Raw genomic sequence first — 14,823 nt, forward strand, 5'->3', positions numbered from 1 at the left:
CGACCACCCTTTTTCATTCAAGATCTAGCTTTGTAACTGTATTTGTTTACCCTTTTTACGAAGAGAATATCCTGTTGTATTTTTTAACACAGTGATAACATAATCTCCCTCATTTCGCTCAATGGTGAGTGAAAGCATGCCCTCTCCAATACTCATTCCTTCAACACGTAGCTTATTCATCCCTTGAGGAAGTACTGGGTCTATCTTAACTTCTTTCGTTAATGAATTCGGTTGTACGCCGAGCACAGTTTGAAGGAAAATGAATGATGACGTTGCAGACCAGGCTTGTGGAGAGCATGTCGTAGGATAAGGTACTGGATATCCAAGTGTAGAATCATGCCCACAGAACAATTCAGGTAAGCGCAAGTATTCAAATCCTTTTGAGGCTTCAAGCATGCCTTCTACAATTTGAATGGCTTCTTCCTTTAACCCTAGTCGGCTAAGACCAATTAGACACATCGCATTATCATGAGGCCATACACTCCCAGCGTGATAGCTCATTGGATAGTATCCAGCCGATTGTGGTGTCATGGTACGTACACCATATCCATTGAATAAATCTTCTGCTACAAGTCGCTCAGCTACATGCCCCGCTCTTTCCTCTTGGAGCATCTCAGACATAAGAACATGCCCTGGATTAGATGTAATCGATTTAACTGGTTGTTTATGACCATCTAAAGCAATGGCATAGAACTTTTCATCTTCCATCCAGAAATCCTCTTCAAAACGATTTTTAAGTGTTTCCGCTTCATTTTCTAAATGAGTGGCCTTTTCCTCTAACCCTAACTCTCGGTATATCGGGGCTAGATTATTTTTTGCTTGATAAACATAACCCTGAACCTCAGATAAAGCAATTGGAGCATCTGCAAATTGGCCGTCCTCATGAACAATAGAGTTCTTAGAATCTTTCCACCCTTGGTTAGGGAAGCCTTTTGATGCTTCCTGTGCATATTGAACATACCCATACCCGTCTGAGTTACCGTACGTATTGATCCACTCCAACGCTCGATCAATGTTAGGTTGTAACTCTTTTATAAGCGCTATATCATCGGTCCAATGATAGTATTCAACTGCAAGAACAATGAAAAGGGCTGTTGCATCGTTTGTGCCGTAATAAGGGGTGAAAGGGGTTTGGTTCGTTGATGAAAGCTCACCAAAACGAATTTCATGCATGATCTTGCCTGGTTGTTCATCTCGATTTTGATCCACTTTTGTCCCCTGATAATGAGCTAAGGTACGTAGTGTTCCTTTTACCTGATCAGGTCGATATGGAAGCATGAATAAAGCCGTAATTAAACTATCACGTCCAAATGGAACAGCGAACCAAGGTAGACCAGCTACTGGAACATTTCCATAACCTACATCCGTCATAAGCATGCGTAGGTCCTGAGCACCACGCTGATAAACGTCATCAAATAAAGGAAGGTCACTGTTCACCTTTGTCCCTTCTTCTACCCAGTTGTGATAGGAAGATTCAAGCTGGTGAAATGCTTCATCATATGGTTTTACGGTACCTTTATGTCCGTCGATAACGGGCGTAATGGAAAATACAATTGCTGTCTCTTGCTTTGGTTCTAAACCTAACTCAAATGTCACTGTTCCATCTTCATTTACACTTTTCTCTTTTTGATCCCACTCGATAAGAGATTCACGAGTAACTTGATCCTTCCCTTTGTACCCGATACTCAGCGAACGATCTTGAACAGCTTGTCCTGTCTTCTCACCTACCTCACCACTTCTAAAGTTACGAACAATGAACATGTCCTGAAAGTCTGCATCAAATGATAGAGCTACTTCAAACTGCTGACGAGTTGGGAAGTAATTCAGAAAGGATAGACGCTCATATAATACGCCATCATAGATAAAACGGTCACGAACCGCTTCAATCGCACCTACATCATCTTCATTTTTCATAACGCGGATAGAAGCAACATAGTTCTTGGATGCTGTGGAAGTCAATAGAGATGGTTTCTCTCCGTTGATTGTTAGATCAAACTTACTTAAGAAACGTGTATCTTTTGTATATAATCCATACCCTTTATCATGAGTTGCATCAATATCTCCATTTTGCTCTGTTGTAAGGAATAGATCTCCTTCTTTAATTACGCTATATTCCATGCCCCTTCTCCCCTTCTGTAAAAAGTGGCTGCACATGATGTACAGCCACTCTGCTATTTATTGTTGTTTCTGCTGTAGTTTCTGTAATTGCTTTGCTGCTTTGTTTAAGTTTTCTTCAACATCCTGACCTTCTACAACGATCTTTTGGAATGCTTCTGTATAGATCTTCTCTGCATCGCCCCAGTATGGTACATTACCACGTGGTTCAGCATGCTCTAGTGCATTTTTAATCGCTTTAAAGTATGGCTTTTGATAGCCTTGAACTAATCCATATGCGTCGGAACGAACAGATGGCCAAGCTAATTCACTTACAAGAAGCTCTTGTACTTCTTTAGACATTAGGAATTTCGCAAACTTAATTGCTTCGTCTACCTTCTTCGATCCTTTTGGAATACCAATCACTTCGCCACCTAATGTGTGGGATTCTTTAGCAGGACCTGACCAGCCACTGTATGCTTGAATTTCATCTTTACCATGCTTGTGGAACTGAGGAATATAGAATGGCCAGTTTTGCCCAAGATATACACTATCTTTTTCTAAGAACTGGTTCATCGTATCCCATGTTGCTTTAGAGCTTTGTTCAGCTAAATAAGGGTAAAGCTTCTGCATATATTTGAAAGCTTTAATGCTTCCTTCATCATTTAACACATATGGATCTCCGCCAGCAGAGCGGATAAAGTCGAACATATGGATTACGTTATCCCCACCAAGGTTCGCTTTCATGGCTACACGACCTTGACCTTCTTCCTGTTTGAACGTCTTCGCTACTTTTAAAAGCTCATCCCAGTTTTGTGGTGGGTTCATATCGTATTTATTGAATTTCTTCTCATTGTAAAATGTAATTTCTACATTCGGACGGTATGGTAAGAATAGAAGCTTTTCATTAAACGTTGCAACGTCGACCATACCTGGGATTACTTTCTCAGGAATTTCACTCTTATACTCAGAAAGATCAGCTACTAGATCACGAGCTACAAGAGCTGACAGGTTATTTACATCCTGCGCGAACATATCAACTGAAAAATTACCAGAGTCTACTTCAGCTGTAAGTTTATTTACTAAGTTATCACTTTCAATTGCAATTGGTTCTACTTTAATTCCTGTTTCTTGTTCGAAAGCTGGAATGATCTCATTTTCGAATACTTTCCATTCGCTTTCTCCCATTCCAAAAGCTACGCGTAGTTTATCACCGTTTTCTGTTTTCTTATCTTCAGAACTATTATTGTTACTATTATCAGAGTTCCCTTCACTTGACTGTGAACTTTCATTTCCACCACATGCGGCTAGAAATACAATCGTTCCTAACATCGCTACAAGCATTAACCTCATAACATTTTTCATTGTTGAAACCTCCTAGGAGAAATATTAATTATATTGTTCTATCAACCTTTTACTGCTCCAGATAACATTCCAGATTTCATGTAACGCTGGAGAACAAAAGTAATGATAATAACCGGAATCGTAAGAATCATAGAGTAAGCTGCTGCTGGGAATATACTTCCTCTTGTAATAACTTCAAAAATACGTAACGGAAGCGTAGCAACTTCTGTTGATAAATACCTTGCATAGATAAACTCATTCCAAGAGTTTAGCCAAACAAAGATTGAGCCAACTGCAATCCCTGGTATAGCAATAGGGAAAACAACACGGATAAGTGCTTTAATTCGATTTGCCCCATCAATCATAGCCGATTGCTCTAAATCTTTCGGGATCATAGCAAACGTTCCAACTAAAATCCAAGCTAGAAATGGTAGATTCGGAATTAAATGAGCCAAGATTAACCCAAAAGATGAATCCGTAAGCCCCCATGATAGAAAGCGAGTCGCGACTGGTAACGCAATCCCCACATCCGGGAACATTCGTGTTACAAGTAAACCAAGAACTACAATGTAACCAATATAGCTAGGCATTCTAGAAATGACATAAGCTGCGGGTGCACAGATTACAATTGCAACAATTGTTGTGATTGTAGCTACAAGAAAACTCTTTCCAAGTGGTTGGTATAAATTTTCCACTACTTTTTTACCAAAGAAAGTCTTCTTCGTCGTTAAGTTATTTCGCAAATTCTGAAGTTCTTCACGACCTAACTTGATTTCTTTATCCTGGTTTAAAAAGGTAACCTTCTTAAACACGCCATTAATGGTAAACTGATCAGAACCTTTTAATGTGTAGTCATTCCCGTCAGCACCTGTAACTGAATATGTATCTCCTTTGATTCCATAAATTATCAGGCCTGTCTCAGTTTTCTTCTCAGTCGTTAAAATATCTGTCCAATGGTCCATGGTTGCATCTTGCACCAAAAAGGAAGGGTGCGCTGTATTTACTTCTTCTGGTTCACTAATTGAGACTTTAAAGAGGATATAAACAGGTGAAATCATAACAAATGCGATGACTAGCAAAGCTGCGTATAATCCCCAAGTTTGGAGTTTTCCTCGTTTCATGTTTACTTCACCTCTTTTAAATTCTTTCTCTCCACGATGAAGAGATAGGCGATAATGAATAGAACGATGATCCCAAGTAATATCGTGGCTGCTGCACCTGATATCCCGTAATTACTGTGGCGGAATGCCTCGTATGAGAAAGTGGACAGTACCGGCGCGCTCTTACCAGCCATAACAAGAGGCAACTCAAAGATTCTGAACGAGTCAATCGCTCTTAATATGACAGCCATTGTAATAGAAGGCTTTAATAGTGGAAGCGTGATTGACCAAAATGTCTGCCAAGAACTTGCACCGTCAATGGATGATGCTTCATACACATCCTTTGAAATCGATTGCAGTCCTGCTAAAAGTAATAGAACGGTAAGTGGTAGTACCTTCCACATATCTGCGAAAATGATCACGAATAAGGTATCGATTCCACCTCCTAGCCAAAACGGCTGGGTGTCTACCACTCCTAAGCGAAATAGTAACTCGTTAAAATACCCTGTTTGTCCAAATATAAAGAGAAGCGTTACACCTGATACAAGTGTAGGAACCCCCATTGGCACTAGCATGAGTGTTCTAAAGAATCCTTTACCTTTAAATTCTTGGTTAAGTAAAAGCGCGATGATTAAGGCAAACCCTATCTGTAGCACAATACCTACTATGGTTATGAAAAGGGTATTAAATAATGCTGAGGTGAAATTTATGTTTGTGAAAATCTCTTGGTAATTCCCCAGCGTCCATGCACCCGTATCATCGTCTTTAAAACTCATTGTGACCGTATTGATAATAGGCGTTAAAGTAAAGTAAAACATGTACACAATCAAAGGAAGAATCATGAATGTCTCTAGCTTGTACATTTTAAAAAATGATTTAAGCTTCTTCCATTTTGCAGATGATTTGGTATTCGTTTGGCGATTCACTGCAGTTTCTGAACTCATATCGATGCTATGCCTCCTTATACCTGACTAGACTTAGATCCCTCTGTTAATGAAAACTCCTGATTAATAACTAAAGCTCCTGCTCCAAGAACGACAGCTTCATCAATTTTAGATTTTACAATTGGTATATCTTTCACTCGCTTACCAATTACTCTGGATAGAGCTGTTGAGCGGATCTTATCAAATGTAAATGCATTCACTTGACTGAACGTTCCTCCGATAATCACTTTATGAGGTGCAAACAAATTGATTAGATTTGCAATCCCTACGCCTAAATGTTGAGCCGCTTGATCCACAACCTTTTGCGCTAAGGCTGAGCCTGATTCAGCTTCTTTTAAAATGTTTTCAAATGTATTTTCTTCATTCTGTTCGTTTGAACCGCTTTCATAATTAAGCATTTTTTGATACGTTCGCTCAATAGCCGGTATGGAGGATAACGTTTCTAAACAACCGTAATTTCCACAGTGACAAAGTTCCCCTGGGAATGCGATACTCATATGTCCCAGCTCGCCAGCTTCCCCTTGGAGCCCCCGATAAAGAGAACCGTTTATCATTAAGCCACAACCGATCCCGATATCTGTCATCACATATGTGAAATCCTTATAACCGACTCCCTCGCCGAACCATTTTTCTGCTAGCGTAGCTACATTCGCATCATTATCAAGCGTAACAGGTAATTCTAAAGCTTCTTCTAACAAGTGTTTAAGTGGGATGTCTTTTTCACCGTAAAAGTTCGGTGGAGATATTCTGTGATCCTCCGTTTCATCAAGAGGACCAGGTAAACCGACTCCAACACCAAGGACTCTCGTTTGGTGGATATCAGCCTGCGTTTTCACATCCTGAACAATTTCCTTCACATAAGAGACAACCTCTTGTATGGATTCATCTCCATAAGTTACTTTCATCCTGAATGAAAGTAAGTCTCCATTTAAATTGATCAAGGCTGCTTTAATAGCTGATCTTCCCATTTCAATACCTAGGGCATAGAAGCAATTCTCATTTACCTCTAGCATAACGGGACGCCTTCCTCCACTTGAGTGACCCTGTTGTCCCTCCCTTAGCATATTTAACTTCATAAGCTTATTAGTAAGACGTGTCACAGTAGACTGTGGAATATCAAGCTTTTCACATATTTCCACACGTGAAAGTGCTCCTTCTTCCCGTATTAAGTTAATAATTTTAGTAGAATTAATATCTAGTGTCAGTTTCATAATGATAACCCCTTGTCGTTGAAAACGCCTTCATTAGGTTGAATTTTATTATATGACACCGCTTACTTAATTTCAACATGGAATTAAGTATTATTCTGAAATTTTTAAAAGAAAGGTACTAATCTTCACTGTTAACATTTTCATTCAAGACTTCCTATTAGGCACCATTCAAGTTTCTTGTTAAATATATGCACAAAAAGAACCAGTTGTATATACAACTGGTTCTTTTTGTTAAGATCTTTCTTTATTTAGGTTTTTCTTCTATAAGGAATACAGATATTCGCAAACCGTCTCAATTCCCTTGGTAAAGTTATCGAGATGGAAATGTTCATTCGGTGCATGTAGGTTTTCAGAAGGTAAACCAAAGCCCATTAATACAACAGGTGCATCTAATACACGAGCGAATACTTCTACAATTGGGATGGATCCCCCTTCTTTCGGGAAGAGTGGACGAATGCCGTACACATCCTCATATGCATCTGCGGCTTTTTGAATCATTGGATCTTGTGAATCCAGTGATACTGGATCAGCTTTTATAAGTTGTTTTAAATCTACTTGAGCTCCAACCGGCTTATATTTCTCAACGTGTTTTTGAATATACTCATACACTTTTTCTGGAGATTGTTCTCCAACTAAACGGCAGCTAATTTTAGCTACAGCCTCTTTTGGCACAATGGTTTTCATTCCCTCTTCTGCAAATCCTCCAGCAACACCATTAATTTCTAAAGTTGGGCGGATCCCAGTTCTTTCTTGGAATGTAAAGCCTTCTTCCCCAAACAATTCAGTCATATTGAGTTCTTTTTTTGTTTTTTCTGCATCAAACGGAATTTGAGCTACCTCTTCTCTTAGTTCAGGTGTTGGAGTTGGTACCCCTTCGTAAAAACCATCAATAGCTACTTTGCCATTTTCATTATGCATAGAGTCGAGTAACTGAACAATGCTATGAACAGCGTTTGGGACTCCTCCACCGTATTGACCTGAGTGCAAGTCGGTATTGGCTGTCTTTACGTTCATTTCTAACGCTAAAGCACCGCGAAGTGATGTACATATCGCTGGTTGATTTTTATCAATAAACGATGTATCTGAAACTAACACTGCATCTGCAGCGAGCTTTTCTTGATTTTGATCAATGAATGGAGGAAGATTACGACTTGCGATTTCCTCTTCACCTTCAATACAGAACTTCACATTTACCGGAAGCTTTCCATCCTTATCCATAATGGCTTCTAATGCCTTAATATGAATAAATACTTGTCCCTTATCATCTGTAGCACCACGTGCATAAATTTTGTTTGCTCGAACAACCGGTTCAAAAGGTGGTGTTTCCCATAGGTTTAGTGGTTCTGCGGGTTGGACGTCATAATGGCCATAAATAAGTACTGTAGGCTTCCCTTCTGCATGTAACCAGTCTGCATAAACAATGGGATGGCCTTCTGTTTGAATGATTTCGATATTTTCCATACCGATTTTTTTCAAAGCACCTTCAAGCCATTTAGCTGCCTTTTGCACATCTTCTTTATAGTCGTTTACTGAAGAAATACTAGGAATACGTAAAAAGTCTTTTAATTCTTCGATGTATTGATCTTTATGTAATTGAATGGTTTCCTTCATATAAAACCCTCCTCGAAAAGTTCTAGTTCATATTATATCAATTCGTATGTACTCATGTCGTATATATCAATTGGTTAGTTGTATTATTTGTTAAATTACGGTTCCTTATCAAAAAACACTCTAGCATTATTTCACCTAAAACTGGTCACAGTAAGAAAATAAGGAGGGGTAAATATGGATAATACGCAGGATTTCGTACAACAGTTAAATGAAAAACAGAGAAAAGATGAACATAATAAAGAGCGTGAAGGCAAACATCGTAAACCTTCTAAGCGTTTGCCAAGTAAGACACACAAGTAGGGTTTTTAAAGTGTAGTTCGATGAGGGCTACACTTTTCTACTATTGAATTAGACTAAATAACCAACACAAATTATTTTGGTATTTATTACAAAATTAACAGGTTTATTTTCTCATTTTTCTATTTAACAGAAAAAATCATTAAAAAAATTTAATAAAACACGATAAAAGGATTAAGTCTTTTGATACACCACGATTAAACAAAAAAATAACTATATCATAAAAAACAAGACAAGAAAGGAAATGCAGCTTGAAATTATTAGGATTATTTACTTTTCTTCTATTTGGACATTTTTCAACTAGCGATGCCGTTATGGCAGATGAAACAAAGTGGAACCAGGCAACATGGTTATGGCACACATCAAACATTGTGGAGGCTCCAGATGAAGTCCTTCAATTTCTTAATCAAAAAGATGTAGATAGCGTTTATCTACAAATCAACCGTGACATTGATCCTACTTCATACATGTCTTTTATTAAAGAGGCAACGAATGATGGAATTTCTGTCTATGCTTTAGATGGATCAAAAAAATGGATTTCGAATCGTGAAGGTTTTGATCTTTTCTTAAATTGGGTGGAGAAGTATCAAAACTTTGCTGCAGATGAGGAGAAGTTTTCCGGAATCCATTTAGATGTAGAGCCCTACTTGCATGAAATGTGGGATACGGACTATCAGAACGCAATACTACAGTATCAAAACATCCTATCAGAAGCTGCTCAAAAAGCTAAACAATGGGACATGCTTTTTGCAGCAGACATTCCATTCTGGTATGACACGAAATATTTTGATAACGAAACATATGGTAAAGGACTTTTGCATAAATGGGTCATTGATACTTCAGACGAAATAGGAATTATGGCATACCGTAATTTCGCTGAGGGGAGTAACGGGATCGTTGAAATCTCCAATAACGAAATCCAATATGCAAAAGAAGTCGGGAAAAAAGTAACTATAGGTGTAGAAACAAAAGAAATTACAAGCTATGATCACATTTCGTTTTATGGCCTGGGTGAAGAAAAAATGAACGAAGAAGTAACGAAGGTTTATGATCAGTTTGGAAGTATAGATAGTTTTAATGGATTTGCTATTCATAGCTATAAATATTGGAAAGCGTTAGGGGAATAAAGAGCATTTAATCGATTTACAGTTTCAATTTTTTGGGTATAAAACGTATGGTTCTTTTCATTAAAAGTTCCATGCGTTTTTGTTATTTCATTTAGTATAATTGCATTATTTTTAATTTCCCCCTCAAAATCACAAAAACCCTCTCACCCTTTGCACAAAGCTCTTTTTCTTACGCTTATCTACAACATCACGTTAAGACCAACGTCCCCCTCTTAAAGTACTTGTTTTACATAGTTTCCCAACCACTCTGTATACGCATACATATTTTGGCGTGACTAACTTAAACTACTTTATATCCACCCTTTTTACACCTTTTCATATAACTTTGTTCTCGCTACTTTCCTACCTATTCAATTTCCGAACAATTATGGTAGGCTTATGTTTAATTGAAAGACAATTTAGAAATTAAGAATGGTGAGATATGTCTAATCAAGATGAAAAAATCGCTCGGTTCATGCTTTCAGCCGTTGAAAGCAATTTTAGTGTGAACGATTTGAAGCAGCGCACCTCTAAATTTATTGAATATAAGAAAAAGGAAGGTTTCTCCTTCGCTTCTCTCACGAAACTTCATTACGAGATGTTTGGTGGTAAAGAACACTCAAGCATCTTTCAAGCTTGTGCTGCTGTTGAAATCATGGTCTTGGCTCTGGATATTTTTGATGACTTACAAGATCAAGATGCATTGGACAAACCATGGTGTCAAACTCAGCAAACCATCTCGATGAATATTGCTACAGGGCTTCTGATTTTAAGCATGCAGATGCTTTCAAACACGACCTTTGACGAAAGTCGAAAACGAGACGCTATCCAATATATGAACCAGCAAGTTTTAAAAGCTGTACAAGGGCAACATCAAGACTTACAGCAACAAATAAAGACTGAAGATGATTATCTCCAAATGGTTCATAACAAGTCTGGTTCACTTATGGCTTGTGCATGCATTGTAGGGGTATCCTTAGTAACACCTGATAAACATGAACAAGTTTTAGAATATGCCACGAACTTTGGTATTGCGGCTCAGATTCAGAACGACATTCAAGATGTCATAAGAGGAGATACAAAAAACGATCTACTCTACAAAAAACATACACTTCCTACCCTGAAACTTTTGGAAGAAAATAACGAGTATGCAGAATGGGCTCGAAGTTACTATAATGGTCTCGTCGATAAATCATATATGTATGAAAATAAGAGAGAGTTACTTGATTGGATCAGGAACTCATCATCGATTATGTACGTTCAAGTTTTAAAACGGGTGTATCAACGAAAAACCATTCAACATATAGAAGAAATTGATACCAATTCAAAAATGAGACATAAACTTATGCAATTAATCGAACAAATATAGTTCACCTAATCAATTGCATGATAGACAAGGGGGCAATTGGTACATTTCAAAGGAGGAATTCGTTATGTTACAAACCGTTGTTGAAAAACTAGTTGAAAGTCCAGATCTTTTGAAACAAGTCCGCGAAGGAAATGCTAGCTTGGCCGGCATATCAGAAACTGAAAAGGCTGCTATCCTTGATGTATTTGAGGAAAATAGCCAAGAGAATACTGTACTTGGAATCTGCTATTGGAAATAGAAATGAAAAACGTAGGCATCTGGTTAGAAGCCTCAAAAGACACATATCATAAGAACATCATAGATGAAGTGAAAATAGCCAGATACTACTCTGGCTATTTTTGTTCTCACAAAGCAGCCAGATCCAGCTCTAGCGCCCAGCAACGAAAGGACTTAGGCCCACACGACGTGGGTCAGATCGACGTTGTCACAGGACGTGACGAACTTAGTCGATCATACTTTCTCCGTACGATAAGTCAACATCAAATTGCTTCACAATTTGTGTTTCCTTTATCTTACTACGGGCTCAGTCCAGTCCTGTCGTTGCTAAACAGGCGCGTACGCTTTACTAATAAGCATGTAAAAGAAAGGTATTGAAACCATGAAGCTATTCCAAAGAAAAGTCTACACAGCCGGACTTACCGGATTGATTCTACTGATGGCTTTGTATTTAGTTTACGTTACGATGACTCAAACCTATATAGGCATTAATTTAAACCAGAACCAAGAAGGGCAATGGGAAGTTAGTGCTGTTGACCCTATTGGCTGGGCAGGCCACCATAACATTCAACGAGGTGAGGTATTAGTAGAAGTTAATCGTAAGCAACCTGATGAGCACCGTTCTATACGCCGGTATGGTGTCATTGGAGATATCGAACAACTAAAGACTAGAAAAAAAGGGGTAGAGTCTGAATACACAACCTTTCCACCTACGAATTCAGATACCCTCTTATATCACACTATAATTCCATCGATTGTTTTTGTGATTCTATTTGCTCTATCAAGCTTTATCTATGCCCGCAAAAAAGAAGATCGGACGGCGCTTATACTCAGTCTGTTTTTCCTTAATGTCGGATTAGGATACCTGAGTGCAGGGGCTTCAGCGCGAGCAGATATTATTGCTCGTTTTATTGCTGGTCTATCATTTATGATGACACCTACACTTTTCTTACACTTTCTTGTGACGTACTTTTTACGCTATCGCATTTATTTTATACGTTTACGCACACTCATTATTCTCTATGGGGTCAACCTATTAATAGTTTTAATTGATACGTTTTCCTTCTTTTTCAATATTGGTGGCCTATATTCCATCATTCGAAACGCTCAATTGATCCTATTTTCATTTGAAATCTTTTGGTGTTTAGCCGTTCTTGTAATCTATTACTTTAAGTATAGAAAAACCATTCATAAGCCCGTTTTCCAAAATATGATTTTCGGTATAGTTGTATCCTTTTTCCCGTTTATCTTCTTAACGGCATTACCTAGTTCTTTCTTTGGAGTGGACATCATCCCTCCACCTGTATCTGCCGTTTTCATTATATTTTTACCCATTTTCTTCCTGTACTTGGTGTTAACGAACCGATTATTTGATATCGATTTTATTAATAGCAGATTACGCTATTACTCATTTATATCTGTTTTATTAACAGTCTTAATTATTGGGCCACTAACCCTGGTCGTTACGGACATTACAATTGTTGGTTGGATACGTTTAACGCTCTCCATCTATGCAGCTTGTATTCTATTTTTCTATTTAGAAGAACGATTCGGTTTCAAACCACGTTTTATGTCCAAGAAACATAATTTCCAGGATCGTTTAGACCAGTTCACAAAGGATATCTCGAACATTTTAAAACGAGAGGATTTGGATTCTCGTTTGATAAAAGAAGTAAAAGAAGTACTGCCTGTCGCATCTGTTTCTTTAGTCCAATTTCACAAAGCAGATGCATCATTTAAGTTGATTGAGGGGGATAAAGGATTCCCTGAACATGGTTTTCGTTATCAATATAAAGAAAACAATGATGTAAATGAAGCCGGAGATATCGTCCGTCTAGCTAGAGGAAAATGTTTTATAATCAGTGAAAGACATGAGTCATTACATATTCTTTGGGTGGACAATAAATTGAATCATACGCCATTTAACCAGGATGAAATTAGCTGGCTTAAAACAATGGCACACTACACTGGGATTGTGTATCAAAACTTCCAACTAATCGAAGGAGTTACCGAGGAACTCAAGCAGTCGATGTATCAAAACAACGAAGCACCTTCTTGGCTGTTACGCTTGTTATTCAACCTATCCGAAAAAGAACGTGCAAGGCTAGCCTATGATCTTCATGATTCGGCACTTCAAGAACAATTGGTTTGGTACCGAAAAGTTGAGGAGCTTTTAGAAGAAGAGAAGCTCTCTCCTCCAACAGAACGCACGTTAAGCCAAGTAAAAGAGGGGCTTTTGGATGTTGTTCAACAAATACGAGATACATGCACCTTTTTACGTCCGCCGTTCTTAAAAGAAACTGGAATCGTACAAGCCTTGCAGCATTTAATGGATTACTACCGCTTACATGCAAACTTTTTTATAACATTCGAAGGTAGTCAATTCACAAAGCAACTAGATCATGAGCATTCCTTAGCGATCTATCGAATTGTTCAAGAGCTCTTAAATAATGCACTGAAGCACTCGAAGGCACAACTCGTTCAATTTGATTTAAAAAGTGAAGGGGACATGGTGGTTTTAAACTACAAGGATGATGGTGTCGGTCTACCTCCACAAGAATTGAGTAACAATTCGCAAAGCATGGGCTTAGCCGGAATTCGCCAAAGAGTTCGTAGTTTACAGGGGGATGTAGAATTCTTTTCATCAAGTGAAGGCGGATTCGAGCTTGCTATGTTTCTAGAGATCAAGAACCAAAACCCTTATAAAACCTTAAAATAGGATGGTGACTGAAATCATGATACGCATTATATTAGTTGATGATCACCCTTCCGTCGGGGAAGGAACCAAATTAATGATTGAACGAGAAGAGGACATGGTGGTTACCATTGTGGAATCTGCTGGAGAGGCACTAGAGATCATAGAAAAGCAAGATTTTGATCTCATGCTTTTTGACTTACGCATGCCTGGCATGAATGGAATTGAGTTAATAAAAGAAGTACGCTCTATGGGAAAAAATGCACCCATTGTCATCTATTCAGGACATGATATTGGACCTTACTTTAATACGCTTGTCGAGGCTGGTGTATCAGGATTTGTTAGCAAAACTGAACCTCGGCACCAGCTCCTGACATGCATTCATTGTGCACTTGAAGGAAAAGTCATTTTACCGCAATCTCTTTTCAATCAATTACGTCGCGTTGAAGTGCAAGCTCCTGAGGCTGAGGCGCAAGAACAAGAGGAAATGAAGGATGTTTCCATTAATTCAAAAGAACAAAAAATCTTGAAAGAGGTCGCCAAAGGTAAAAGTAATAAAGAAATTGCTCAGGACTTTTACCAAAGTCAACGTACGATTGAGTACAACCTGACGGAGATCTTCAAAAAGCTGAATGTAAAGTCAAGAGCCGAAGCTGTGCTGAAATCTAAGCAGTGGGGCATTATTGCTGATGATGTAGAAGAGGAGTAATCCAAGATTAGCATAAGCGAACTCTTTAACTCTTTATAAATTATTGCATACTAGCTTTCTTGCAATTATTAATATCTTTTTGTACACCAAAAATAAGGTGTTGCCCCCAACCTGGGAGCAGCACCTT

Annotated in this window: 12 protein-coding genes; 6 read left to right on the forward strand and 6 right to left on the reverse strand. The window is 38.4% G+C overall.

Annotation, left to right across the window (positions count from 1 at the left end):
* Positions 1–24 precede the first annotated feature (24 nt).
* The 6 genes from GS400_RS19475 to GS400_RS19500 all read right to left on the reverse strand — a co-directional run bounded on the left by GS400_RS19475 (position 25) and on the right by GS400_RS19500 (position 8,304).
* Complete coding sequence (locus GS400_RS19475) at positions 25–2,118, reverse strand: amylo-alpha-1,6-glucosidase (protein WP_160104384.1); 2,094 nt, start codon at positions 2,116–2,118, stop codon at positions 25–27.
* 57 nt (positions 2,119–2,175) lie between these two features.
* Positions 2,176–3,459, reverse strand: a complete 1,284-nt coding sequence (locus GS400_RS19480; RefSeq protein WP_160104385.1) for an ABC transporter substrate-binding protein — start codon at positions 3,457–3,459, stop codon at positions 2,176–2,178.
* A gap of 41 nt (positions 3,460–3,500) precedes the next feature.
* A complete protein-coding gene (locus GS400_RS19485; RefSeq protein WP_236561076.1) occupies positions 3,501–4,559 on the reverse strand; it encodes a carbohydrate ABC transporter permease in 1,059 nt (352 codons plus the stop codon).
* Positions 4,560–4,561: 2 nt separating this feature from the next.
* A complete protein-coding gene (locus GS400_RS19490; RefSeq protein WP_201450125.1) occupies positions 4,562–5,482 on the reverse strand; it encodes a carbohydrate ABC transporter permease in 921 nt (306 codons plus the stop codon).
* Between the two features lie 17 nt (positions 5,483–5,499).
* The gene (locus tag GS400_RS19495; RefSeq protein ID WP_160104386.1) at positions 5,500–6,693 is read right to left on the reverse strand and encodes an ROK family transcriptional regulator; all 1,194 of its coding nucleotides are present in this window, start codon (positions 6,691–6,693) and stop codon (positions 5,500–5,502) included.
* A gap of 261 nt (positions 6,694–6,954) precedes the next feature.
* The gene (locus GS400_RS19500; protein WP_160104387.1) at positions 6,955–8,304 is read right to left on the reverse strand and encodes a dipeptidase; all 1,350 of its coding nucleotides are present in this window, start codon (positions 8,302–8,304) and stop codon (positions 6,955–6,957) included.
* Positions 8,305–8,478: 174 nt separating this feature from the next.
* Between GS400_RS19500 and GS400_RS19505 the strand changes: the two genes are divergently transcribed.
* The 6 genes from GS400_RS19505 to GS400_RS19530 all read left to right on the forward strand — a co-directional run bounded on the left by GS400_RS19505 (position 8,479) and on the right by GS400_RS19530 (position 14,696).
* Positions 8,479–8,604, forward strand: a complete 126-nt coding sequence (locus GS400_RS19505; RefSeq protein ID WP_160104388.1) for a DUF4023 family protein — start codon at positions 8,479–8,481, stop codon at positions 8,602–8,604.
* Between the two features lie 248 nt (positions 8,605–8,852).
* Positions 8,853–9,728, forward strand: a complete 876-nt coding sequence (locus tag GS400_RS19510; protein ID WP_160104389.1) for an amidase — start codon at positions 8,853–8,855, stop codon at positions 9,726–9,728.
* Positions 9,729–10,149: 421 nt separating this feature from the next.
* Positions 10,150–11,076, forward strand: coding sequence for a polyprenyl synthetase family protein (locus GS400_RS19515; RefSeq protein ID WP_160104390.1), 927 nt, complete (start codon positions 10,150–10,152; stop codon positions 11,074–11,076).
* 64 nt (positions 11,077–11,140) lie between these two features.
* On the forward strand, positions 11,141–11,314 hold the full coding sequence (comX, locus tag GS400_RS19520; protein ID WP_160104391.1) for a competence pheromone ComX: 174 nt from the start codon (positions 11,141–11,143) through the stop codon (positions 11,312–11,314).
* Between the two features lie 360 nt (positions 11,315–11,674).
* Positions 11,675–14,011 (forward strand): ATP-binding protein, encoded by a 2,337-nt coding sequence (locus GS400_RS19525; RefSeq protein WP_160104392.1) that lies wholly within the window; start codon positions 11,675–11,677, stop codon positions 14,009–14,011.
* Positions 14,012–14,027: 16 nt separating this feature from the next.
* Positions 14,028–14,696, forward strand: a complete 669-nt coding sequence (locus tag GS400_RS19530; RefSeq protein ID WP_160104393.1) for a response regulator transcription factor — start codon at positions 14,028–14,030, stop codon at positions 14,694–14,696.
* Positions 14,697–14,823: the final 127 nt, after the last annotated feature.

This window comes from Pontibacillus sp. HMF3514 (assembly GCF_009858175.1).
Lineage (GTDB): Bacteria > Bacillota > Bacilli > Bacillales > BH030062 > Pontibacillus.

Bases quoted from the DNA above. Each gene is read 5' to 3' on its own strand.
- GS400_RS19475 (WP_160104384.1), bottom strand. From the start codon at position 2,118: ATGGAATATAGCGTAATTAAAGAAGGAGATCTATTCCTTACAACAGAG.
- GS400_RS19480 (WP_160104385.1), bottom strand. From the start codon at position 3,459: ATGAAAAATGTTATGAGGTTAATGCTTGTAGCGATGTTAGGAACGATT.
- GS400_RS19485 (WP_236561076.1), bottom strand. From the start codon at position 4,559: ATGAAACGAGGAAAACTCCAAACTTGGGGATTATACGCAGCTTTGCTA.
- GS400_RS19490 (WP_201450125.1), bottom strand. From the start codon at position 5,482: ATGAGTTCAGAAACTGCAGTGAATCGCCAAACGAATACCAAATCATCT.
- GS400_RS19495 (WP_160104386.1), bottom strand. From the start codon at position 6,693: ATGAAACTGACACTAGATATTAATTCTACTAAAATTATTAACTTAATA.
- GS400_RS19500 (WP_160104387.1), bottom strand. From the start codon at position 8,304: ATGAAGGAAACCATTCAATTACATAAAGATCAATACATCGAAGAATTA.
- GS400_RS19505 (WP_160104388.1), top strand. From the start codon at position 8,479: ATGGATAATACGCAGGATTTCGTACAACAGTTAAATGAAAAACAGAGA.
- GS400_RS19515 (WP_160104390.1), top strand. From the start codon at position 10,150: ATGTCTAATCAAGATGAAAAAATCGCTCGGTTCATGCTTTCAGCCGTT.
- comX (WP_160104391.1), top strand. From the start codon at position 11,141: ATGTTACAAACCGTTGTTGAAAAACTAGTTGAAAGTCCAGATCTTTTG.
- GS400_RS19525 (WP_160104392.1), top strand. From the start codon at position 11,675: ATGAAGCTATTCCAAAGAAAAGTCTACACAGCCGGACTTACCGGATTG.
- GS400_RS19530 (WP_160104393.1), top strand. From the start codon at position 14,028: ATGATACGCATTATATTAGTTGATGATCACCCTTCCGTCGGGGAAGGA.